The sequence below is a fragment of the Mesorhizobium sp. U510 genome (assembly GCF_059180695.1).
Window position 1 is genome coordinate 6052728 of the sequence record NZ_CP180532.1, and the last position, 21728, is coordinate 6074455.

Sequence of the window (21728 nt, forward strand, 5' to 3'; positions counted from 1 at the left end):
TTGATTCCTGACACCGCTACGCTTTGAGGCAACCGTCAGGACAGGTCTCGCAGCAAGCTCGCACGCCGCTCTTTTGGATTCCAGTCTCGCCAGTGGGTCGGCCTGATGTCGACACGAACGCGCTTAGCGACATCCACCCATCCTTCTCGGCCCTTTTCGCAAGGAAAAACAAGCGCGTGCAGGCCATCCTCGTCTAGAACGGCTAGTTCGAGGCTTCGGCCAAACGGGGCGCTTGCAATTGGATTCCACATCCGATCATCGTGAATCGAGACGCCGCCGCGCGCTTTGATTTGAAGCAGTTTTGTAAGTGATTTCGGACCAAGCCGGCTACCTTTAGCCGAATTTTAGATGGAGCATAAAAGTCCGCCCCGACCAGACCAACGCGGACGCGGCCCTGCCAGGAAAGTCAGCCTGCGTCTCCGTTTGGGCGGGCGGGTGGATTGTGGAGGAATGCCGCCTTTCAAGACCCAGCAAACACTCGATGACTTCCGTTCTATCGCTTTAATCGAGTTGGAGTTGCGAATTGATGTGGCTCAAAGTCAAGGCTCGCAAGCCGAGTATGGTGAATGAGGATAAGGCCTGCCGCCACCGGCCAAGGCATCCCGAACAGGAGTTCATCATGAACTATCAGCGGTTCTTCGAAGATGCGATCGACCAGCTCCACGCCGAGCGTCGCTATCGTGTCTTCGCCGACCTCGAGCGCATCGCGGGCAAGTTTCCGCGCGCCATCTGGCGCTCCAACGGCCGCGCCGAGGAAATCACCGTCTGGTGCTCCAACGACTATCTCGGCATGGGCCAGCACGCGGACGTCATCGCCGCGTTCCAGAACGCGGCCGGCAAGATGGGCTCGGGCGCCGGCGGCACCCGCAATATTTCCGGCACCTCCAACCCGCTGGTCGAGCTCGAGCATGAGCTTGCCGACCTGCACGGCAAGGACGCGGCTCTGGTCTTCACCTCCGGCTTCGTCTCCAACGAAGCTTCGATCTCGACGATCGCGCGGCTTTTGCCCAATTGCCTGATCATCTCGGACGAGCTGAACCACGCCTCGATGATCGAAGGCGTGCGCCGCTCGGGCGCCGAGAAGAAGATCTTCCGCCACAATGACGTCGCGCATCTGGAAAGCCTGCTGCAGGCGGCGGGGCGCGAACGCGCCAAGCTGATCGTCTTCGAAAGCGTCTATTCGATGGACGGCGACATCGCGCCGATCCGGGAGATCGTCGAGCTCGCCGAGCGCTACAACGCCATGACCTATATCGACGAGGTCCATGCTGTCGGCATGTACGGACCGCGCGGCGGCGGCATCACCGAGCGCGAGGGCCTGGCCGACCGCATCGACATCATCCAGGGCACCTTGGCCAAGGCTTTCGGCACGCTGGGCGGCTATATCACCGGCACCAGCGCGGTGATCGACGCGGTGCGCTCCTATGCGCCCGGCTTCATCTTCACCACGGCGCTGCCGCCGGCGATCGCCGCGGCCACCACCACCTCGATCCGGCATCTCAAGCGCTCGCAGGCCGAGCGCGATGCCCAGCAGCAGCAGGCATCCCGGACCAAGCAGGTGCTTGCCGCCGCCGGCCTGCCGGTGATGGACTCGCCAACCCATATCGTGCCGGTGCTGGTCGGCGATCCCGAGCTTTGCAAAATGGCCAGCGACCGCCTGCTCGGCGTGCACGGCATCTACATCCAGCCGATCAACTACCCGACCGTGCCGCGCGGCACCGAGCGGCTGCGCATCACGCCGACGCCGTTCCATTCGGATGCGCTGATCGCTGGACTGCAGGACGCGCTGGTCGAGACATGGGACGCGCTCGGCATTCCCTACGGCTCGGCAGGACGGCCCTCGGTCGCCAAAAGCGACCGGATCGTTCCGCTGCTGACGGCAACGTCGGGCGGCTGAAATCGACGACGTCGAACTTTGGTCCAGCGCAATGCGCGAAGCTCCAATGGAGGAGAAGGAACCACGTTCAAGGATCGCAGCCATGACACATTCTGTTTCGCACGCTTCAATCACACATGCCGCCGAGCAGGCCCAGCAATGGGTAAACGAGCTCGCCAAGGATCTGGACTGGAACGAACAAAGCGCGTTCCGGCTGTTGAAGGCCGTCCTGCACACCTTGCGCGACTGGCTCTCGCCTGAAGAAATGGCCGATCTGTCCGCCCAGTTGCCGACGTTGATCAGAGGCATCTATTTCGAAGGGTGGAACCCGGCCGAACCGGCGTGGGAACGCAAGAAGCGCGACTTCGTCATTTGCGTTCGCGACAGCTTCGGCTACGAGCCGGAGATCGACGTCGACAAGGCTATTGGTGCGGTGTTCCGACTTCTCGACCGTCACATTTCGCATGGCGAAATCGTCCAGGTCCGAAACTCGATGAAGAAGTCGCTGCGCCAACTCTGGCCGGAGGGATGAGCGATGTTTCGCGATCGGCAGGACGCTGGACAGAAGCTCGGAGCCTCTTTGGAGGCGCTTCAGCTGAGGGATCCGATCGTGCTGGCCTTGCCACGCGGTGGCGTTCCCGTCGCCGCCGAGATTGCCAAGGTCTTGAAGGCACCGCTGGATTTGATGATCGTTCGAAAAGTCGGAGCACCTGGCAATCCGGAACTGGCGGTGGCCGCCATCGTGGACGGAGACCCGCCGGACGTCGTTCTTAACCGTGAGATCGTGGAGGCCTACGCTCTCGGCGACAGCGCATTACGTGTTTTGATCGCGCAGGAACGGCCGGAGTTGGAGCGGCGTCGGGAAATATTTCGCGGAAAAGAGCTGCCCCAGTCGGTGGCCGGCAAAACCGCGATTGTCGTTGACGACGGAGCGGCGACCGGAACGACGATGAAAGTGGCCATCCGGGCGTTGAAGCGACGGTCGCCGCGACAGATCGTCGTCGCACTTCCTGTCGCGCCGCCGGAGACCGTGGAAGAGCTGGCGCAGGAAGCAGATTTGATGATCTGTCTCATTCAGCCTGCCCGATTTCGCGCGCTCGGCTATTATTATGGCAGCTTTCCGCAGCTCTCCGACAGCGAGGTCCTCGAGATGATGGCTATGGCGCGCGAGGATCGGCGCCATATTGCCGAAAGAAGACACTCCGGCGCAAACGCGGCGGGCAAATCGCGGCACAAAGCCGGCACTTAGGAGCTATACCGATGCAGATCCGCACGCTTTCGACTCTGGAATGCACGAAAATGCTGACGGCCAATCGCGTCGGCCGCCTTGCCTGCGCGAAGGACGGGCAACCCTATATCGTGCCCTTCTACTACGCCCATGCCGACAACCACCTCTATGCCTTTTCCATGCCGGGCAAGAAGATCGACTGGATGCGCGCCAATCCGCTCGTGTCCGTGCAGGTCGACGAACATGGCGCTGCCCGAGGTTGGAAGAGCGTCATCGTCAATGGCAGGTATGAGGAACTTCCGGACCGGATCGGTCACAAGGTGCAACTTGATCACGCATGGTCATTGCTGAGCAGGCACACCGACTGGTGGGAGCCTGGCGCGCTCAAGCCGGCTACGTCCTCGGTCGCCGAACATCTCCCGCATGTGTTCTTCAGGATATTCATCGTGGAAGTCTCGGGCCGTGAGGCGATGGAGGCTTGACTTGGCGCGGCGCGCATGGCGGAAAGCAGGCTGTATGACTGCTGGTCGACACCGGCTGGATGCATCCGCAATCCGGCCAAGGGCATGCCCACCATGGACTCTCTCATAGTCCAACTTGGCGTCGCTTTGGCGATCGGGTTGCTCGTCGGCCTGGAGCGCGGCTGGCAGGAGCGCGACGCGCCGGCTCATAGCCGCACGGCGGGTATTCGGACATTCGGCATTGCGGGACTTCTCGGCGGCATTATCGCGGCGTTGGCCGAAGCGCTCAATGCGATTTCCGTCTTGATCGCCGGCTTCCTCGCCTTCGCCGGGATCTTCGCTTGGTACAAGGCACGCGAAGCCGCGCACGATGAGGATTTCAGTGTCACGACCGTTATCGCGGGCCTGGCTGTGTTTGCCCTTGGCGCGCTCTGCGTGGCCGGCGATTTTCGCGTGGCCGCCGCGGGCGGCACGGCGCTGGCGACGTTACTCGCCAGCCGTGAAATCCTGCATGGGCTTTTGAAACGCCTGACCTGGATCGAGCTTCGCTCGGCATTGGTCCTGGCGGTGATGACCGCCATAATCCTGCCCCTGCTGCCGAACCGCACGTTTGACCCATGGGAAGGCTTCAACCCGCGGGAGATCTGGCTCCTGACGGTGCTGATGGCCTCAATTTCGTTCGCTGGTTACGTCGCCGTACGTGTCCTCGGAAACGCCCGCGGTTTGATTGTGAGCGCGCTTGCCGGTGCAGTCGTGTCATCAACTGCCGTCACCTTGTCACTGGCTCGTACTGCCAGCGCGTCGAACAATTCCTTGTCCCTGTCAGGCGCGGCCTCGCTGGCCGCGATGGTCTCGATCCTGCGTGTCTGCCTCGTGGTTCTGATACTGGCCCCGGGCGTGACCGCGTTCATCGCCTTACCCGCGCTCGCCGCGGCGCTGACATTCGGCGTCTGCGGAACAAACGCATTGGCAATCCCCGGGCAAAGGCCGGAAAGCCCTGGCGCGACGCGCAATCCATTCGAACTGATGCCGTTGCTGATCTTTGCACTCCTGTTCGCATTCGCCTCGACAGCGAGCGCCGCGTTGGCACTCCAATTCAAGGAACAGGGCCTGCTGGCGAGTTCCGCGATTGCGGGTGCATTTGATGTCGATGCCTCGGTGCTCAGCGCCTTGCGGCTGGCCAAGCACTCGATTTCCATCGAAACCATCGGGCAAGCCGTGCTGACGGCGCTGATGGCGAACGCCATTGGACGCCTGTGCCTGGCGATGTCCGCAGGGCCGGTGAAATTCTGGCTACCGCTGGCCGGCATGACCTTGACCGCTGCGACTGCGGGCTATTGCACCATGCGGTTCCTCTAGGGGGCGCGATTTGCGGTCGGCTCCGGCGCCAATCCAGATTTGACCGGCGTCAAGGCTGCCAGGCCCCATTCCTGTTGAACTGCTCCTATCATTCCAAAGGTGGGAGGGCCTCATGGCCACAACAGACCTCGATATCCCTATCCGGGAAGAATTTGCCAGTCCGGCCACGACCAAGCTGCGACTGGGATCACTAACCGCGCTCGTCATCGGCTCGATGGTAGGCTCGGGTGTGTTCAGCCTGCCCCAGAATATGGCGGCCGGCGCTGGTCCGCTTGCTATCCTGATCGGCTGGACCGTCACGGCCGCCGGCATGCTCGCGCTGGTATTCGTCTACCAGTCGCTGGCGGTGCGTCGGCCCGAACTCGATGCCGGCCCATACGCCTATGCCAAAGCCGGCTTCGGCCCCTTCATCGGCTTCAACAGCGCCTGGGGCTATTGGATCAGCGCATGGGTCGGCAATGTGTCCTACGCGGTAATCGTCTTCAGCGCGCTGTCCTATTTCTTCCCCGCCTTCGGTGACGGGAATACCTGGCAGGCGGTGCTCGGCGCATCGATCCTTTTGTGGATCATTCATTTCCTCGTTCTTGCAGGCATTCGCCAGGCTGCGATCGTCAACACTGTCGTGACCATCGCCAAGATTGCTCCTGTCGTCCTCTTTGTCGGCGTCGTCGCGGTAGCCTTCAAGCTCAATGTCTGGTCGCTCGACTTCACAGGGCTTGGCAACGCCTCTCTGGGTACGATCGCCGCTCAGGTGAAGAGCACGATGCTGGTGACGCTGTGGGTCTTCATCGGCATCGAGGGCGCCAGCGTGTTCTCAGCACGCGCAGAGCGCCGCAAGGACATCGCGACTGCGACGGTGCTCGGCTTCTTCACGTGTCTCGCGCTTTATGCGCTGGTATCGCTGCTTTCGCTCGGCATCCTCAGCCAACCCGAGTTGGCCGCCCTGAAGAACCCTTCGATGGCGGGCGTGCTGGAAGCGGTTGTCGGGCCCTGGGGCGCCGTGCTCATCAATCTTGCGCTGGTCGTCTCGGTCGTCGGCGCGTTCCTGAGCTGGACCCTGCTTGCCGCCGAGATTCCGCATGTCGCCGGCAAGGACGGTACAATGCCGAAATTCTTCGGCCATGAGAGCGAACGCGGCGTTCCCTCGACCTCCCTGCTGATCACCAACCTGCTTGTCCAGGCCTTCCTGGTGATCACACTCTTTGCCCAGAGCACCTACCAGGCGCTTTTCTACATCGCCTCGGCGGCAATTCTCGTCCCCTACATCTTCTCGGGCGCCTTTGCCGCCAAGTTGGCATTGACTGGGGAAAGCTATCAAAGCGGCGAAAGCCGAACGGGACCGCTCGTTGCCGGCATTCTGGCCACGATCTACGGCCTGTGGCTCGTCTATGCCGCGGGACCGGCGTATCTGTTCATGTGCGCCATCCTCTATGCGCCGGGCATCATCTTCTACGTCTGGGCCCGTCGCGAGGCCAATCAGCGTGCCTTCCACCCGGTGGAGGCCGTCATCGCAGTCGCGCTCGTCGCTGTCGCAATCCTTGCCGTCTACGAGATGTGGACCGGCGCCGTCAGCGCGCTTTGAGAGCCGTCCCATGGCAAATCTGGGGGTTCATTCGGAAGTCGGTCGCCTGCGCGAGGTGATGGTCCACAGGCCGGATCTCAGCCTGCGCAGGCTGACGCCGGACAACTGCAAGTCGCTGCTGTTCGACGACGTGCTGTGGGTGAAGCGGGCGCGCCAGGAGCATGACGTCTTCGTCGATGCCTTGCGTGAGCGCGGCGTGGCGGTGCATTCGTTCGGCGAGCTCCTCGCCGAGACGATGGGCATCGGCAAGGCCCGCGACTGGCTTCTCGATCGCCGGGTGCATGCCGGCGTGGTCGGCCTCGACATGGTCGACGAGATGCGGGGCTGGCTGGACGAGATGTCGGCCGGCCTGCTGGCAACCTGTCTGATAGGCGGCATCGCTCGCGCCGAGCTGCCGTTCGAGCCCAAGGGTTTGACTGGAAGAACGCTGGCGCCTCAGGACTTCGTCCTGCCGCCATTGCCCAACCAGCTCTTCACCCGCGACAGCTCCTGCTGGATCTACCGCTCTGTCTCCGTGAATGCCATGTACTGGCCTGCCAGGCGACCGGAAGCGGCCAATGTCGAGGCGGTCTACCGCTTCCACCCGCATTTCCGGGACAGCGGCATTCCGTTCGTATCGCCCCAGGCAGGAACAGGTATCAGCCTGGAAGGCGGCGACGTCATGCCCGTCGGCGGGGGCGTCGTTCTCGTCGGGATGGGAGAGCGCACCACCCCGCAGGCGGTCGGTGATCTGGCCCGCAGTCTGTTCGCAGCCGGCGAAGCCACGCATGTCATCGCGGCGCTGATGCCGCGCGACCGCTCCTTCATGCATCTCGACACCGTATTCACCTTCTGCGACCGGGACCTTGCCACCATGTATCCGCCCGTGGTCGACAGGCTGCGCACCTTCTCGATCCGGCCCGGAGACGGCGATGCGGCGGTCGAGGTCAGGGAAGAGAACGCCCCCTTCACAAAGGTTGTGGCGGAAGCGCTCGGCCTGAAATCGCTGCGCATCATCGCCACCGGCGGCGACCGCTACGAGGCCGAGCGCGAGCAGTGGGACGACGGCAACAACGTCGTCGCTGTCGAGCCGGGCGTCGTCATCGGCTACGACCGCAATGTCTACACCAACACGCTTCTGCGGCGCGCGGGTATCGAGGTGATCACCGTCGAGGGTGCCGAACTCAGCCGCGGCCGCGGCGGCGGTCATTGCATGACCTGCCCCATTGCACGCGACCCGATCTGAAAGGATATCCAATGTCGATCAACCTGCATGGCCGCTCGGTGCTTTCACTGGATGACCTTTCGGCCGAAGAAATCCGCTTCCTTCTGAAGTTGGCCGCCGATCTGAAGGCCGCCAAGCAGGCTGGGCATGAGATACCCCGCCTGGTTCGCAAGAACATCGCCCTCATCTTCGAAAAGGACTCGACGCGCACACGAACCGGCTTCGAGGTGGCGGCCTATGATCAGGGTGCCCACGTCACCTATTTCGGTCCGTCCGGTAGCCATATCGGGCACAAGGAATCCATGAAGGACACCGCCCGCGTGCTCGGGCGGATGTATGACGCCATCGAGTATCGCGGCTTTGCCCAGCACCAGGCCGAAATGCTGGCGGCGCACGCCGGCGTGCCCGTCTACAACGGCCTGACCGATGAAGCGCACCCGACGCAAATCCTCGCCGATTTCATGACGATGCGCGAGTTCACGCACAAGCATCTGTCGGACATGACCGTCGCTTTCGTCGGCGAGGGACGCGACAATGTCGCCCTTTCGCTGGCATTGGGAGCCGCCAAGGTCGGCATCGATATGCGCATCGCCTCGCCGAAGGAGCTCTGGCCCGACCAGGAATTCCGTGACCATGTTAAGGAACTCGCCGAGCGCAGCGGGGGCCGCTTCCGGCTCGATGAAGACATGAAGGGCTGCGTCCAGGATGCCGACTTCATCTACACCGACGTCTGGATGTCGATGGGCGAGGACAAGTCCGGCTGGCCGGAGCGCATCCGTCTTCTGACGCCCTACCGGGTGACGAAGGAAATGATGGCGGCCAGCGGCAATCCGCATGTGAAATTCATGCATTGCCTGCCGGCATTCCACGACACCGAGACCGAAGTCGGCGCCTATATCGCGCGCGAATTCGGCATCGACTGCATGGAGGTGACCGACGAGGTGTTCGAGTCCGGCGCCTCGATCGTCTTCGACCAGGCGGAGAACCGCATGCACACGATCAAGGCGTTGCTCGTCGCCACGATCGGCAACTGAGATGCTGATCGTTGCAGCGCTCGGCGGGAACGCGCTGTTGCGGCGCGGCGAACCGATGACCGCCGAAAATCAGCGCAAGAACGTGAAGCGTGCCGCCTCCGCCCTGGCCGAACTGATTGACGAGGGCCATTCGCTCGTGATCACGCATGGCAACGGTCCGCAGGTCGGCCTGCTTGCGCTCCAGTCGGCGGCCTCGCCTGGCGGCGCGTTCCCGCTCGATGTTCTCGGCGCGGAGAGCGCCGGCATGATCGGCTACATGATCGAACAGGAGCTCGCCAACCTCGCCTCTCACAGACTTTACGCTACACTGCTGACACAGGTGAAAGTCGACCCGTACGACCCTGCATTTTCCAGTCCGACAAAGCCGATCGGCCCGGTCTATGACGAAGCGACAGCGCGGCAGCTCGCAGCAGAGCGCGGCTGGTGCATAGCGCCCGATGGCGATAAATGGCGCCGGGTCGTGCCCTCGCCCCGCCCGATCGAGATTTTGGAGGCATCCGTCATCTCCTTCCTCGTCGACCATGGCGTCATCGTCGTCTGCACGGGCGGCGGCGGCGTGCCCGTTGTCGCGCGCGACGATGGCGCTATGGTCGGCGTCGAAGCCGTCATCGACAAGGACCTAGCCAGCTCGCTGCTGGCGCGCCAGTTGAAGGCCGATATGCTGCTGATGCTCACGGATGTCGATGCGGTCTATGTGGGCTACGGCACGCCGGATGCCCGCGCACTGCGCAATGTCGGAGCAACTGAACTTTCGGGAAAGGATTTCCCCTCCGGCTCGATGGGACCCAAGATCGGTGCGGCAATCGAGTTCGTCCAGGCGACGGGCAATCCCTCGGCGATCGGCCGGCTCGAGGACGCGGCGGAGATCGTCAAGCGGCGTCAGGGCACCTGGTTCGAGCCCTAGCCTCGCCGGGCTCAGGAAATCTTGGCTACTCCGACAACGTAGTTCTTGCCGTACGCCGCGGCGCATTTCGGGCAGGTCGTGTAGAAGAAATACACGTCGCTGGCCTTGGGGTTGCGTTGGCGCGCGAGTTCAAGCATTTCCTCGTGCCAGCCCCTTACCTGCTCGAACGCCCCCTCGAACAATTTGGTGACGAAGTCGCCTGTCAGCCTGGTCATTTCCTCCTCGGGCACGGCTTTCGAAACCGAGAAAAGATGCTCGCTCGTCCACGGCGATAGATCGCGGCTTAGGACAATGTATTGACCTTCGGCAGAGGCGCCGGCGCCGTCGATATGCTCGCTGACACGGGCAAAGACGCTGCCCATGTTCACTGGAACATGCAGGACGCTATGGGTTGTCGCCCTCACGAACGGCTTGTCTTTGAAATGCAACTCCTGATCGTCCCAGCCGCCCGGGTTGAATTTGGGGCAGCAACCCGTGGTGTTCACGCTGGCATCGTAATGCGGTGTTTCGTTGGTGCGCATAGTGGTCTCCCGATGCGCGACAAAAGATCAGCCGAGCGCCCGAACGTCATTGATCACGATCAACGCTGCCAGATCTGCAATTGATGCGCATCAATGCCAGTCCGCGGCGGCCCGGCTAAACAGATTGACCATGTTGATATGGTCAGCGCGAAAGACGCTGAAAGGGCAGATCGCGATTGGCAGATCGCGCTGGTACGACAGGAGTTCAGGATGGCAAAGAGAACCGAAAAGATAGAGATTGGCATGGACCTCGCCGCAAGATGTCGCGTTACCGACTCCTGGCAAGACGATTTCGGGGACCAATGGGTCAAGGTGCTCATCGAGGGCCATGACGTCCCGTTGACGTTGAAGGCGGCCCACTTCTATCCCTTTGACGATCACGACGTTGCGCATACATTCTGAGGAATCCTCGAGAACAAGCCCCTCGGATTGCCAGGACTGGTTTTCGGATTTCAGTCGAACGCGGCAGCCAAATCAACGGTCAAGCGTCCGGATGTAGGCGACGATCGCCCCGATCTGCTGGGGATCGGCGACAAACTCCGGCATGTCCGGGTGACCAGTCGAGATCCCCTCCGCCAGCGCCTCCTCCAAGTCTTCGATCGGGTAGCGCAGATGCAGCATGCGAAAAGGCGGTGCGTCCGGATGTGAGCTGACGCCAGTCCGACCGACTGCATGGCACCGTGCGCAGTTCGCTTCCACTATCCTCCGGCCATGGGAAACCTGGAGATTGTCGTTTGCCCAAGCTGCCGGCGTACCCGCGAGCATGGGCGCAACGATGAAAATCTTCAGCAGCGTTTTGCGTTTCATAGTCGTCGCATACAGCATCAAGATATGCAGCGCCTTGACTTGGCTCAAACGCCAATGAGCGCTTCCTCCACGATACGCAGACGACTGATCGGAACCTCAGTTCGTCCAGCTATCGATTTCGCCTTCTTGTTTGATTGCAACACTTCAGGGCGTCAGGGTTGCCGCTGCCATGTCGTCGATCGCCGTATCCGCCTCTTTACGGACTTGTCCGGCCGTCTCCATCGCGAGCTTGGCGCCTATGCACGCGAACTCGCCCACCTCCTTCAGATAGTCGGATGCGGCATTCTGCCAAAAATTGGCGAACACGTCGAAGCTATCGGCGAATTCATCGCTATCCCTCAGCGTTTCGATCAGCTTCAGATCGTCCCAAAATCGCCGGCGAAGAAAGGACGCAGCTTCAATCTGGCAGCGGAACAACGCTTTGGTGGAATGCATCTGCAGCGCGGTGGTCGCCTCCAACAGCTTCTGCCCTGCCTTGACAGACAGGGACAATTCCGGCGCGCAGAATTCTTCCGCATTCCAAATCATGATGGCCTCCTCGATCTCGGCATTCACTGTCTCATCTTTGGATGGCGCGGCCTTGAGCGGCGGCCAAAGCCATGACTCACCGCACCGAGCTTGCGTCTCTTGGAAGACGCCATTTCGAAGTAGATGCCGACCCCGGCGATCCAAACGAGGCAAAGCAGGATGCCCCAAAAGAGAATGCCTCCAGCGGACATGAACTGATCCTCGTGTGGCTCTAATCGAACATCGCAAGGTCGATTCCGGCATGCATTGATCCCGATCAATCGCCCGCTAGGCGCAAACCTGCGTCGACCTCCTGGATTCCCCTTCTCGTCCCCGCTTCCCGCCTTTGACATTGATCAAGGCGACAAAGGGCATTGCCTGTCACGACATCGCCGGAACAATTGCCTTGTAAAAGGCAGAAACGAGGACGCGATGAAGGAACTGCCGCTTGCCGAAGTCTATCGGCTGATCGAGCCTGGTCCCGTTGTCCTCCTGACAACCAGGTCAAAACAGGGCCGCGCGAACGTCATGACCATGTCCTGGCACATGATGACCAGGATCGCGCCGCCGACCATGGCCTGCGTCGTATCGAGCGACGACTTCTCCTTCTTCGCCTTGCGTCAAACCAAGGAATGCGTGATCGCCATCCCTGCCATTGGCCTCGCAGAAAAAGTCGTCAAGGTTGGAAACTGCTCCGGACGCGACATTGACAAGTTCGCGACAGCTTGGCTGACGCCGCTTCCCGCCGAGCGCGTTTCGGCTCCCCTGATCGCCGAATGCTTCGCCAATCTCGAATGCCGGGTCGTCGATACACGCCTGGTGAACAGATATAACCTGTTTGTCCTCGAGGTCCTGAAAGCCTGGATCGACCCGGTTCAACCGAAACCGAAGACGATCCATCACATCGGAAATGGCGCCTTCGTTGTGGACGGCGAAGTGGTCCATTTCGAATCCCGCATCCCCTGAGCCGCTACATTTTGATCGACATCAAGGTGAGAACGTTCCTGCAAAACTAGCTTCGGTGCACCGAAACTCTCGAACCGGAAGCGCCCGATGAGCTATAAATCCATTCTCTTGAACCTTGGCATTGATGGCTCAGTCGAACCGCTGACGCGGATCGGCATCGAACTTGCCGAACGTTTCGATGCAAAGCTGATTGGCTTCTGCGCCGCCGACGCTCCAATGCCGGTGACGATGGCGCCGGAGGGCGCAGCGATTGCCGCAGAGATTTGGGAGCAGTCGAGGAACGAAATCCGGCAAAGGCTGAATGATCGGCACTCCAAGTTCGACGAGCTCGTCGTCGGAACGGTCAAGGCGGAATGGCGTGAAACGGTCGAGAACCCAGATCACGTCCTCGCCAGAGCCTCTCTTCTTGCCGACCTTGTGGTCACTGGCGCCTCCTTGGGCGCATCTACCGGTGACGGCTACCGTATGGCTGATCCGGGCAGTTTGGTGCTGCGCGCCGGTAGACCTGTGCTGGTCGCCGCCCGTGGCGCGGCGAGCTTGCCACTTGGCCAGGTCGTCGTCGCCTGGAAGGACACGCGCGAAGCAAGGCGCGCCGTGGCGGATGCGGTGCCACTGATGGCCATAGCCAATGAAGTCACTGTGGTGGCGGTTGATACCAATCCGGATGATTGGATTGCAGACGGCATCAAGGACGTCTCCAGCTTCCTCGCTGGGCACGGCATAAAAGCGCGAACCGAAATTCTAAAGTCGGAAGAGGAAGGAAATCGACTCATAGACTTCTTGGCTTCCGTCAAAGCAGACCTAGTCGTGTCGGGCGCCTACGGGCATAGCCGACTAAGGGAATGGGTGTTTGGCGGAGTTACCCGTTCGCTGTTGGATGAGGTTTGGCTCAATCGGCTTATGTCGAACTGACGCCGAAGCGTAGCAACTTCCAGCGACGATGGTCCTGTACTGCGAATTCCCTTGATCACTGGACAGTTTCTCGTCTTCTTCGGGTCGGACTTCTCTCTCCTTTAGCGCAGGAGCTGTTGGCCATCGCGGCTCCGGCGCTACCGCGGCGCTCTTGACTGAAGATTTCGCGCTAGCACCACTGGCGACAATCTCGGCCGCCGCCGGCAGTGCCCTTCCCAACCAATCTTAGGCAGCGCGAGGCATCCATACCACCCGTGGCGGTCGTCGGTAGCAGCCTGGCTGTGCGGATTGCTCAAGCCGCCGCCAACGTATTTTCGATGGCTTCGACTGAGTGCTTCACGAGATCCTTGCCGAGTTCGCCCGCCAGTTTCGCTTTCAGCGAAGGCTCGACGTGCTTGCGCAGTTCGCCCAGCGTGCGCGGATCGGCAACCACCACCACATGCTCGAACGCTCCCGCGAGCGCCTCGCGATTGAGATACTCGGCCACGGCAGCGGCAAAATCATCTTCCCGCAGACGAGAGTCGTCGGGATTGGCGGTGGAACTGCGGTGGCGACCGCCCGAGCCGGTGTTGGCCGCTTGAAGCGTCGGCTCGCCCAACTCAACCAGATCGATCTGGGGTTCGTGGCCCTTGTTGCGAAACAGGCGCAACTTCTCGCCGTCGGTTACCGCGACCAGCGTGCCAGTGGTCATAATCATGTTGTTTCTCCTTTGACATAGATCGAAGGCGTTGCCTCGCCATCATTGGCCGCGGTCTTCACCGCCAGTTGCACTTCGCGGTGGCGCGTGCCTCGGACTATCGACCCGGCGGCCGCTTGAGCCGCCGCGCCGACCATGTCGAACCATCAGACAATCGCAATCCGGTCTTCCACCATCCGGACGCCCGGCGTCGACCAGGCGGCACGTTCCGCTGCCTGGCGCTCGGACCAGGCCTTGACCTTGCCTTCAAGCGTCACCCTGCCATCCCGCACATTGACGCGGATCGCCTGGGCTTCGACTTCCGCATCACGTTTCAGCGCATCCTCGATGCGCTTCTTGACGTCGGGTACCGAGGCACGTGGGGTGATTTCGATCTGATTGGCCACGCCAACGACACCGGCCAGCCCGCGCACAGCCTCGGCCGCCGCGTTCTTCTGGTATTGCCATTCAACTTTCCCGGTCAGCGTGATCCAGCCGTCCTGGACCTTGACCTGCACCTTGTCCCTCGGGATGGACACATTCCAGGTGACCGCATCGACCGCACGCCTGGCGATCTCGTCGTCCGCAGTCCCCTTCTGTCCAATCAGCCGGACTTCGATTTCCTCGGCGATACCCTTCACGCCCTTGACTCGCTTGACCACATTTTCGGCGGTGGTCTTTTCCCAGTAGGAAGAAACATGTCCGGTGAGGGTGACGATGCCATCTTCCACGGCGACGCCAATGTGGGCGGCGTCGATACTCGGCTCGAACTCCAACTCATCGAGAATGTTCTGACGCAATGTTAAATCCGTCATGATCCGTCTCCTTTTGTATGGGGGCTTTGCACCCCCACCCAAAACACAGCATCCTCGACAGAGCGACGCATTGATCTGGCTCAACAGTCGCCGACTTTCGCTCGCCCTGCTGTCTGCGACGGTGCCATCGGTTGGAGGCGTCGCTGCGCGCAGCCAGCTTTCATCAAGCGGGAACGGCTTTGCCTTCAGCCACCGGCTTGCGAACGGGCTCAGAAAGATCAAGCATCATCTGTCCCTCGCGCTTGCCGGCCTTGAGGCTCGCGAAGATCGTATTGATGTCCTCAAGACGCACCTTGGTGATTTCGGCCTTTACCTTGCCTTCAGCGGCAATTGTCACAGCACGAAAAAGCCGATTGACGCCAGAGCCATCACAGCCGTGGCGAGCGCTCCGCCGAAGACCATCCAGCGCGGCAATGTAAGGTGACCCATGATCCGCGGGTTCGTGGCAATCATCATCATGATTGCCATCAGTGGCGCGGCCAGAACCCCATTAACGACAGCGCTCCAGTAAAGTGCCCTTATGGGGTCCATGCCGACAAAAGTCAGGATCACTCCACCCAGCGTTGCCACCGCAATGGTGCCGTAGAAGGCCTTGGCATCTCGGGGACGTCGATCGAGGCCTTCGGGCCAACGAAACATCTCCGCGACTGCATAGGCGACGGAGCCGGCGAGCACGGGGATGGCAAGCATGCCCGTGCCGATAATGCCGGCGGCGAAAATGGCGAACGCAAACTCCCCGGCGATGGGCCTGAGCGCTTCGGCCGCCTGCGATGAGGTTTGGATCTGCGTGATCCCGTTGGCATGGAGCGTTGCCGCCGTGGCTATAATGATGACAATGGCCACCAGGTTGGAGAAGCCCATTCCGAAAAGTGTGTCGCCCCGGATGCGCGACAGCTCCGGCCCGGCAGCGTGAGAGTTGGCGCCCAGTCGTTGACGATGTTGCCGGTGCTGCTCCTCGACCTCCTCCCCGGCTTGCCAAAAGAAGAGGTAAGGACTGATTGTCGTGCCAAGAACGGCAACCAGCGCCATGGCGTGATCGCCGTCGAAGGCGATCTGCGGAACCAGCGTGCCATAGAGCGCCGTGCCCCACGGCACGTGAACCGACAGCACCACCGCGACATAGGCAAGCAAGGACAGGGTCAGCCATTTAAGCACCGTGACGTAGCGTCGGTAGCTCACGAAGATTTCCAGGAAACTGCAAATCAAAGCGAACAGGACCGCATACAAGGACTGCGGGCCACCCAAGAGCAATTTAAGCGCCGCCCCCATGGCTCCGAGGTCGGCGCCGATGTTGATGACGTTGGCGACAAGCAGCAGAAGAACGGCGAAACGCAGCAGCCAGGGCGAGTAGTGTCGACGCAGATTGCGCGCGATACCTTGGCCGGTTACCGCGCCGATCCCGGCACTGATCCCTTGAGTTACAGCCATCAGCGGATAGCTGAAGAGCATGGTCCATGCGAGCGAGTAGCCGAATTGCGCGCCCACCTGACTATAGGTGGCGATACCGCTTGGATCGTCATCAGCCGCGCCCGTGATCAGGCCTGGGCCCAAGCTTCTGAGAAAGTCGTAGGGTTGGCGGCGTGTGGTGGCCGATGCGTCTGGCGGTTCCATCGAATGGTTCCCCTCACTCTCACTCATTCTCGTCGCACGAACCGAACTCACCGTTGCCGCGCCGAGTTGCTCCGAACCTTCGAGCGCGAAGAACCATGTGTTTCTTCTATCCGGCTTCGAAGTCCGATGGATTGACGCCGGTCAAGGATACGAGCCAACGAATGGCCTAGGAGGATCGATCGACACTTGAACTCCTTCGCCGAGGAAAGTCATGCCGGAGCCTCTGCAGACCACTACGCCAGACGCTGGCATGAAGCCAATGACGGCGATGGCGACGACACCACTTCCCGAGAACATCGGGGTCGCGGGAAAATTCCGGGATTTTGCCGATCTCCTCGATAGCCAGGGCGCTGATGGTTTCCGCGCACGGGCCTGCAGGAGGGCGGCGGAGGTCGTGTCCAGACTGGAACGGCCCGTGAGCGAAATCCTGGCAACGGAGGGACGCGATGGCCTCGTCGTCCTTCCGGCAATCGGAAGAGGCCTGGCCGGGGCGATTTCCGAGATCGTTGCGACCGGGCGCTGGTCCCAACTGGAGCGGTTGCGCGGCGATATGGAGCCGGAGGCGCTGTTTCGCTCAATCCCCGGAATCGGACCACGATACGCGCACCGCCTCGCCGAGGACGGTCAGCTCGAGACCCTCGAAGACCTGGAGAACGCGCTTCATAGCGGCGCACTTCATATCAAGGGTATCGGTCACAGGCGCAAGGAGATGCTGGCGGCAGCCCTCGCGGAGCGGCTGGGAAGAGTTCGCACAACAAGGGCCTATCAGTCCCACCCCCTGCCGCCAGTGTCGATGCTGCTCGAAGTCGATCACATGTATCGCGAAAAGGCAGCGGCTGGCGCGCTTCGCAAGATTGCACCGAAACGCTTCAACCCGAAAGGCGAGGCCTGGTTGCCGGTGCTGCATGCGCGCCATGACAACTGGCATTTCACCGCGTTCTTCTCGAACACTAGGCTGGCGCACGAACTGGCGAAGACGCGCGACTGGGTCGTGATCTATTTCCAGGCCGAAGGCCAGCCGGAAGGGCGCTGCACGGTCGTCACCGAGACACGTGGTCCGATGCTCGGCAAACGCGTCGTGAGAGGACGCGAAAGTGAACAGCAGCTGAAGGAACCGGTATGATGAAAAGAGCCGTGAAGAGAGTTGGCAATGGTGAAACAGAACTCGAAGTTCCCCTCGAAACCGTATGCTTCATCATCATGAAGGCGCGCGAATTCGACGCCAAGGATCCGGTCACCGAACCCAACCCTGCCTCCAATCCTTCCGACGACCGGTCCGCAGCGATCCTGGAGGATCATGCCGACGACCCGGTTCTTGAAGAACTGCAGTCGCTGATTTCCGAGCTTTCGTTCGACGCACAGATCGACCTGGTCGCCCTGATGTGGCTGGGCCGCGACGACCATTCGGCCGATGAATGGCGAAGTGTTCGCCAGCAGGCAGTCCACGCTCATAATGCGCATGTAGCCGACTATCTCTGTGGGACGCCATTGCTCGCGGACCATCTTGCAGATGGACTGTCCGCACTCGGCTACTCCTGCGCCGAACTTGAGCGCCAGCACCTTTGATCATCGGGCTGCCGCGCGGTGCCGAGGGCGGTTTCAAATCGCCTCGGGATCTTTTGGTCGTCGCGCCTCTAAATTCGAGCTCCGGCGCACGGTTTTTTCTCTCGCCATTGATCCCAATCAATGAGCCTCTCTTGTGCAGCGGCTTTGATGCAGTCCTCGTCAGGCTGAGCCGGACTTGGTGACGCGGGCGCGATAAATCGCGGCAAGACCGCGGGTTCGCGCAGCAATGGACCAGTTCGGCGACGACACCCGGCGAGCGGGTTCGTTGACCTCCAGCTCTAGCGCCTCTTGGGAGACCTAAAGGTGGAAGAGTGGAGGCGGCGATACCTGCCGATCAACTCACCAAAGGAGAAGAACCATGGCTGAAGCTGCCACCAAACTCCCCGTCAAGACAGAGAAGAGCACTGCCCCTGCCCGGTCCGACAACTGGACGGCACCGTTCGAAAGCCTGCGCCGCGAAATCGACCGACTGTTCGACGACTTCCACGCTTTCGATTTCCGGCTGCCCTCGACCCGCTCCCTTTTCGGTCGTGAACTGCCGTCGCTGCGTAGCGCGGACTGGCCAGTGGCGCCGGCGATGGACCTCGTCGAAAAGGACAAGGAGTATGAGATCACGGCCGAACTGCCCGGCATCGACGAGAAGAATGTCGAGATCAAACTCTCCAACCACACGCTGACGATCAAGGGCGAGAAGAAGGAAGAAAAGGAAGAGAAGGACAAGGACTACTATCTGTCCGAGCGCCGCTACGGCTCCTTCCAGCGTTCCTTCCAAGTGCCTGAAGGCGTCGACGCCGACAAGATCGATGCAAGCTTCACCAAGGGCGTACTGACGGTGAAGCTGCCCAAGACAGCCGAAGCCCAGAAGGCCGAGAAGAAGATTACGGTCAAGGCTGCATAACCTGCGTGCTGAACGTTGTCCGTCTCAGCGCGTCAGTCCGGCGCGCTGAGACCTTCACTAAATGCGATATCCCAAGTTGCATTTAGGTGGTTACCCCAGTCGGGATAGCGCAGCCATTTCGACTTACCGCCGCATCGCCTCGCTATATCAACGCGAGGGCTTGACCACGCTTCCTAGTTTGCCGGGCACGCGGGAGTGATCGCGAGCCTGACTTTCGGCTATCTCAAGCTTCTTCTGCTCCAACGCCAGCAAACCTTCGATGACACGCCTTTGTTCGGGGTCCGTCTCGCGCGCGAGCAGATCCTGAAAGTGGGCGATGTTGGCACGCGCAATAAAGCGGTCCATGACGTTCCTCAATTGCCAGGACAACGACATTCTACACCCAAGTGCGGGCCGCTCAAAGCCATTTACGCCAACGCAGGTCTGCTGCGGCTGGCTAGGTGAAACCCCGTAAGGATCAAACCGAATTTCGCAATGTCAGACATTGCGCCATTGATGTCATCAGAGGCAGATCGTCGTTTCGATCTTGGTGAAGTCAGCTTCGCCACCGAGAGCTCTCCCGCGCGTGTCACCCCCCAAAGCAGGGGAGACACGATCGAACGTGCCGGACCTGCATAGCAGCGAGATGATGAAATGGCAGACCTTGCGGAACGTGGCAGCCCAACTACGGGAAACTCGACTAGTGATCGCCGTTTGGACGGCATTCACGTGGCCGGCAAGCAATATGCCTGGTCTTTGGATTTGACCTGCGTCAAGGACGCTTTGGCCGTTCCTTCCAAGAATGAATCTATGTGGCAACCAATATCGACCGCCCCTTTTGATCGGGATTTGGAATTGGCCGTCATGGACGGAGACGGCGTTCACGCCCTCGTTTTTCCCTGCAGGCGCATACTGGCAGGCTGGACCAAGTCGGCCACGAAGGAACGGCTGGACATCTCACCTACCCATTGGAGAACATGGAAACCTGACAAGGCAGATGTCTAGCGGCATTGCCGCGTTTTTCTATTTGTTGCTGTGCCCGTTTGTTCCCTTGTCGGCCTCCTCGGCCTTTCGGAGCTTTTCTTCTTCTTTTTCCAGCAGATCAAGCAACGCCTTCCGCTTGAGTTGATCTTGCTCCTCTGCCAAGCGCTGGCGAAAATGCTCGATATTCAGGCGGGCGATCCGCTTATCCACTCATCACATAAGCAGCCGCAGCGGCTTCCCTGTTCGTCCGTGCACCCACATATCACAGCCAAATTGCCCGCGTCTAATCCAGCCGATGCGTCTGTCGCATAAAGGCGTGCTTCAGATGGCGCGGGACTTCCGTAGCTTCAAGCCACTCTCTTACTAAAGCTCTCCCGAGCAATCCACACCTACAGCTATGGCCGTATCGACGGCACCCATTGATGCAGGTCAAGGCCTTCAGCGCCGCCGTGTGATTTCTTTGACACTTCGAATCCGCTGTGAAGGAGACGACCGATGTCCAATTTGCGCAGTAGTGTCGTCGCCGGCCTGATGCTGAGCCTTGTCGCGATGCCTGTTGTGGCCGGGGCTGACGAGAACGATTCCGGTTGGTGGCCTCGCTGGGGCTTGGGCCGGATGATGATGGGTCAATGGGGCATGGGCGGCCCCATGGGTGGCTATGATTCAGACCAGATGCTCGATCGAGTCGATGGACGCCTCGCCTTCCTCAAGACTGAACTGAAGATCACCGAGGAGCAGATGCCGTCCTGGGATGAACTTGCCGGTGTCATCCGCAGCACGGCCGAGTCTCACAACGCGTTGATGCAGGACATGCTCAAGGAATTCCAGGACGGCGAGTTCGTGAAGAAACCCCTGCCCGAGCGACTGGCCTACCAACAGAGCCATCTCGAAGCGCGTCTGGAACAGGTGAAGGCCGTGAGGGCGGCAGTCGAGAAACTATACGCAAAGCTGAGCGATGAGCAGAGGCGGGCCGCCGACGATATCGTCCTGCCGATGATGGGCATGGGCATGGGGCGCTCGGGCTTCGGTCCTGGAATGATGTCCAGATAGCCTCCATTGCGTCCTGATCGCGGCGCCGGCTGAGCCGGATAGCGCGGAGAAATTGAACGTATGTTCGTCGCACTTCGCCTTTTGACCGCCTTAACTCTGCTCGGCGCCAGCCAGGGCGCCGGCTCGACGATCTTTCCGACGCGGGTGGCATACAGCAATTGGGCCGACGAGAGCGAAGAAGCACGGGTATGCGAGATCGTCCTAGACGTCAGCAACCCGCCTTCGCGGGAAGCCGTCAAGTTCATAACGATTGCCGGTTACAACAAATTCGACGGAACGGTTCTGGCCGGCTTTCTGATGGGCGCGGCCGACCTCACCCCATCAGGCACATATCAAATAGTGCGGATTTCAGACGCTGCGTTCAGCTCGCGCACATTCAATTCGCTCGGCCATTTGGACTACGAAAACTATGACGACGGTACCGTCATGGCGACGACACAAGACCCTCTTGTCGCCGCGGCTTTCATCAGGGCAGTGATTGCTGGGGTCTATGAGGTGCATTTTGCACGCCCAGATTCAAACACCGAAATGCGGACCTACAAGATTGCGTCCGCGCCAGGGGAATCCGTAATCAGCAATTTCATGCACTGCATGGATGGCCTCGCCGTCGAGTCCCACCGCACTCAATCAGATGCATCGACAAAAGGAAGCCCGCTGCCGGAGGGAGGTGGCAGCGGGCTCAGCATTGCGACGGATCAGGGAGGATAACCCATCGCTTCCCCATGTCAGGGGAGGACATGGGTGACCCGCATATAGGAAAAATATCCTAATTATATACGTGACAAAGT

General features: G+C 60.7%; 27 protein-coding genes. 17 read left to right on the plus strand and 10 right to left on the minus strand.

The window, feature by feature from the left end; genetic code table 11:
• The first annotated feature begins 619 nt into the window (after positions 1-619).
• The 9 genes from hemA (at position 620) to arcC (ending at position 9648) form a co-directional block, all read left to right on the plus strand.
• Positions 620-1897 (plus strand): 5-aminolevulinate synthase, encoded by a 1278-nt coding sequence (hemA, locus tag ACLGL5_RS31230; RefSeq protein ID WP_069093490.1) that lies wholly within the window; start codon positions 620-622, stop codon positions 1895-1897.
• An 82-nt stretch (positions 1898-1979) separates the two neighbouring features.
• A complete protein-coding gene (locus ACLGL5_RS31235; protein WP_027047151.1) occupies positions 1980-2408 on the plus strand; it encodes a DUF2267 domain-containing protein in 429 nt (142 codons plus the stop codon).
• A 3-nt stretch (positions 2409-2411) separates the two neighbouring features.
• The gene (locus ACLGL5_RS31240; RefSeq protein ID WP_069092807.1) at positions 2412-3125 is read left to right on the plus strand and encodes a phosphoribosyltransferase; all 714 of its coding nucleotides are present in this window, start codon (positions 2412-2414) and stop codon (positions 3123-3125) included.
• A gap of 11 nt (positions 3126-3136) precedes the next feature.
• Positions 3137-3586: a pyridoxamine 5'-phosphate oxidase family protein gene (locus ACLGL5_RS31245; protein ID WP_038648680.1), complete on the plus strand. Its 450-nt coding sequence runs from the start codon at positions 3137-3139 to the stop codon at positions 3584-3586.
• 93 nt (positions 3587-3679) lie between these two features.
• A complete protein-coding gene (locus ACLGL5_RS31250; protein ID WP_069093491.1) occupies positions 3680-4924 on the plus strand; it encodes an MgtC/SapB family protein in 1245 nt (414 codons plus the stop codon).
• A gap of 112 nt (positions 4925-5036) precedes the next feature.
• Complete coding sequence (arcD, locus tag ACLGL5_RS31255; RefSeq protein WP_494372824.1) at positions 5037-6506, plus strand: arginine-ornithine antiporter; 1470 nt, start codon at positions 5037-5039, stop codon at positions 6504-6506.
• Between the two features lie 10 nt (positions 6507-6516).
• Complete coding sequence (locus ACLGL5_RS31260; protein ID WP_064982144.1) at positions 6517-7731, plus strand: arginine deiminase; 1215 nt, start codon at positions 6517-6519, stop codon at positions 7729-7731.
• Between the two features lie 11 nt (positions 7732-7742).
• Positions 7743-8744 carry an ornithine carbamoyltransferase gene (argF, locus tag ACLGL5_RS31265; protein ID WP_019859864.1) on the plus strand — a complete coding sequence of 334 codons (1002 nt, stop codon included), beginning with the start codon at positions 7743-7745 and terminating at the stop codon, positions 8742-8744.
• 1 nt (position 8745) lies between these two features.
• The gene (gene arcC / locus ACLGL5_RS31270) at positions 8746-9648 is read left to right on the plus strand and encodes a carbamate kinase (protein ID WP_069092809.1); all 903 of its coding nucleotides are present in this window, start codon (positions 8746-8748) and stop codon (positions 9646-9648) included.
• Positions 9649-9659: 11 nt separating this feature from the next.
• On the opposite strand, the gene ACLGL5_RS31275 is transcribed toward arcC, so the two are convergent.
• The 4 genes from ACLGL5_RS31275 to ACLGL5_RS31290 all read right to left on the minus strand — a co-directional run bounded on the left by ACLGL5_RS31275 (position 9660) and on the right by ACLGL5_RS31290 (position 11531).
• Positions 9660-10169, minus strand: a complete 510-nt coding sequence (locus tag ACLGL5_RS31275) for a hydrolase (protein ID WP_064982147.1) — start codon at positions 10167-10169, stop codon at positions 9660-9662.
• Positions 10170-10259: 90 nt separating this feature from the next.
• Positions 10260-10562 carry a hypothetical protein gene (locus ACLGL5_RS31280; RefSeq protein ID WP_155772685.1) on the minus strand — a complete coding sequence of 101 codons (303 nt, stop codon included), beginning with the start codon at positions 10560-10562 and terminating at the stop codon, positions 10260-10262.
• An 81-nt stretch (positions 10563-10643) separates the two neighbouring features.
• Positions 10644-11024 (minus strand): c-type cytochrome, encoded by a 381-nt coding sequence (locus ACLGL5_RS31285; RefSeq protein ID WP_019859868.1) that lies wholly within the window; start codon positions 11022-11024, stop codon positions 10644-10646.
• Positions 11025-11120: 96 nt separating this feature from the next.
• A complete protein-coding gene (locus tag ACLGL5_RS31290; protein WP_083246844.1) occupies positions 11121-11531 on the minus strand; it encodes a hypothetical protein in 411 nt (136 codons plus the stop codon).
• A gap of 384 nt (positions 11532-11915) precedes the next feature.
• Here ACLGL5_RS31290 and ACLGL5_RS31295 point away from each other — a divergent pair, with 384 nt between their 5' ends.
• A complete protein-coding gene (locus ACLGL5_RS31295; protein WP_069092810.1) occupies positions 11916-12449 on the plus strand; it encodes a flavin reductase family protein in 534 nt (177 codons plus the stop codon).
• An 87-nt stretch (positions 12450-12536) separates the two neighbouring features.
• Positions 12537-13361: a universal stress protein gene (locus ACLGL5_RS31300; protein ID WP_069092811.1), complete on the plus strand. Its 825-nt coding sequence runs from the start codon at positions 12537-12539 to the stop codon at positions 13359-13361.
• Between the two features lie 292 nt (positions 13362-13653).
• On the opposite strand, the gene ACLGL5_RS31305 is transcribed toward ACLGL5_RS31300, so the two are convergent.
• The 4 genes from ACLGL5_RS31305 to ACLGL5_RS31320 form a co-directional block, all read right to left on the minus strand.
• On the minus strand, positions 13654-14052 hold the full coding sequence (locus ACLGL5_RS31305) for a host attachment family protein (protein WP_420871208.1): 399 nt from the start codon (positions 14050-14052) through the stop codon (positions 13654-13656).
• Between the two features lie 152 nt (positions 14053-14204).
• Positions 14205-14852 (minus strand): BON domain-containing protein, encoded by a 648-nt coding sequence (locus ACLGL5_RS31310; protein ID WP_027047157.1) that lies wholly within the window; start codon positions 14850-14852, stop codon positions 14205-14207.
• 163 nt (positions 14853-15015) lie between these two features.
• On the minus strand, positions 15016-15189 hold the full coding sequence (locus ACLGL5_RS31315; RefSeq protein ID WP_171903307.1) for a hypothetical protein: 174 nt from the start codon (positions 15187-15189) through the stop codon (positions 15016-15018).
• The gene (locus ACLGL5_RS31320; RefSeq protein WP_069092813.1) at positions 15186-16463 is read right to left on the minus strand and encodes an NRAMP family divalent metal transporter; all 1278 of its coding nucleotides are present in this window, start codon (positions 16461-16463) and stop codon (positions 15186-15188) included. Before ACLGL5_RS31320 ends, ACLGL5_RS31315 begins: the two co-directional genes overlap by 4 nt.
• 250 nt (positions 16464-16713) lie before the next feature.
• Between ACLGL5_RS31320 and ACLGL5_RS31325 the strand changes: the two genes are divergently transcribed.
• From ACLGL5_RS31325 to ACLGL5_RS31335, 3 genes are all read left to right on the plus strand, one after another.
• Positions 16714-17586 (plus strand): nucleotidyltransferase family protein, encoded by an 873-nt coding sequence (locus ACLGL5_RS31325; RefSeq protein ID WP_083246845.1) that lies wholly within the window; start codon positions 16714-16716, stop codon positions 17584-17586.
• The gene (locus ACLGL5_RS31330) at positions 17586-18029 is read left to right on the plus strand and encodes a DUF3775 domain-containing protein (RefSeq protein WP_019859877.1); all 444 of its coding nucleotides are present in this window, start codon (positions 17586-17588) and stop codon (positions 18027-18029) included. Before ACLGL5_RS31325 ends, ACLGL5_RS31330 begins: the two co-directional genes overlap by 1 nt.
• 358 nt (positions 18030-18387) lie before the next feature.
• On the plus strand, positions 18388-18927 hold the full coding sequence (locus ACLGL5_RS31335; protein ID WP_038648691.1) for an Hsp20/alpha crystallin family protein: 540 nt from the start codon (positions 18388-18390) through the stop codon (positions 18925-18927).
• A 147-nt stretch (positions 18928-19074) separates the two neighbouring features.
• On the opposite strand, the gene ACLGL5_RS31340 is transcribed toward ACLGL5_RS31335, so the two are convergent.
• Positions 19075-19272: a hypothetical protein gene (locus ACLGL5_RS31340; RefSeq protein ID WP_069092814.1), complete on the minus strand. Its 198-nt coding sequence runs from the start codon at positions 19270-19272 to the stop codon at positions 19075-19077.
• Positions 19273-19560: 288 nt separating this feature from the next.
• Between ACLGL5_RS31340 and ACLGL5_RS31345 the strand changes: the two genes are divergently transcribed.
• On the plus strand, positions 19561-19911 hold the full coding sequence (locus tag ACLGL5_RS31345; protein ID WP_348628525.1) for a hypothetical protein: 351 nt from the start codon (positions 19561-19563) through the stop codon (positions 19909-19911).
• A gap of 18 nt (positions 19912-19929) precedes the next feature.
• On the opposite strand, the gene ACLGL5_RS31350 is transcribed toward ACLGL5_RS31345, so the two are convergent.
• Positions 19930-20100, minus strand: a complete 171-nt coding sequence (locus ACLGL5_RS31350) for a hypothetical protein (protein WP_155249125.1) — start codon at positions 20098-20100, stop codon at positions 19930-19932.
• Positions 20101-20385: 285 nt separating this feature from the next.
• On the opposite strand from ACLGL5_RS31350, the gene ACLGL5_RS31355 reads away from it, so the two are divergent.
• Positions 20386-20940 carry a Spy/CpxP family protein refolding chaperone gene (locus tag ACLGL5_RS31355; protein ID WP_240565265.1) on the plus strand — a complete coding sequence of 185 codons (555 nt, stop codon included), beginning with the start codon at positions 20386-20388 and terminating at the stop codon, positions 20938-20940.
• A 60-nt stretch (positions 20941-21000) separates the two neighbouring features.
• Positions 21001-21648: a hypothetical protein gene (locus ACLGL5_RS31360; RefSeq protein WP_064982161.1), complete on the plus strand. Its 648-nt coding sequence runs from the start codon at positions 21001-21003 to the stop codon at positions 21646-21648.
• Positions 21649-21728 lie beyond the last annotated feature (80 nt).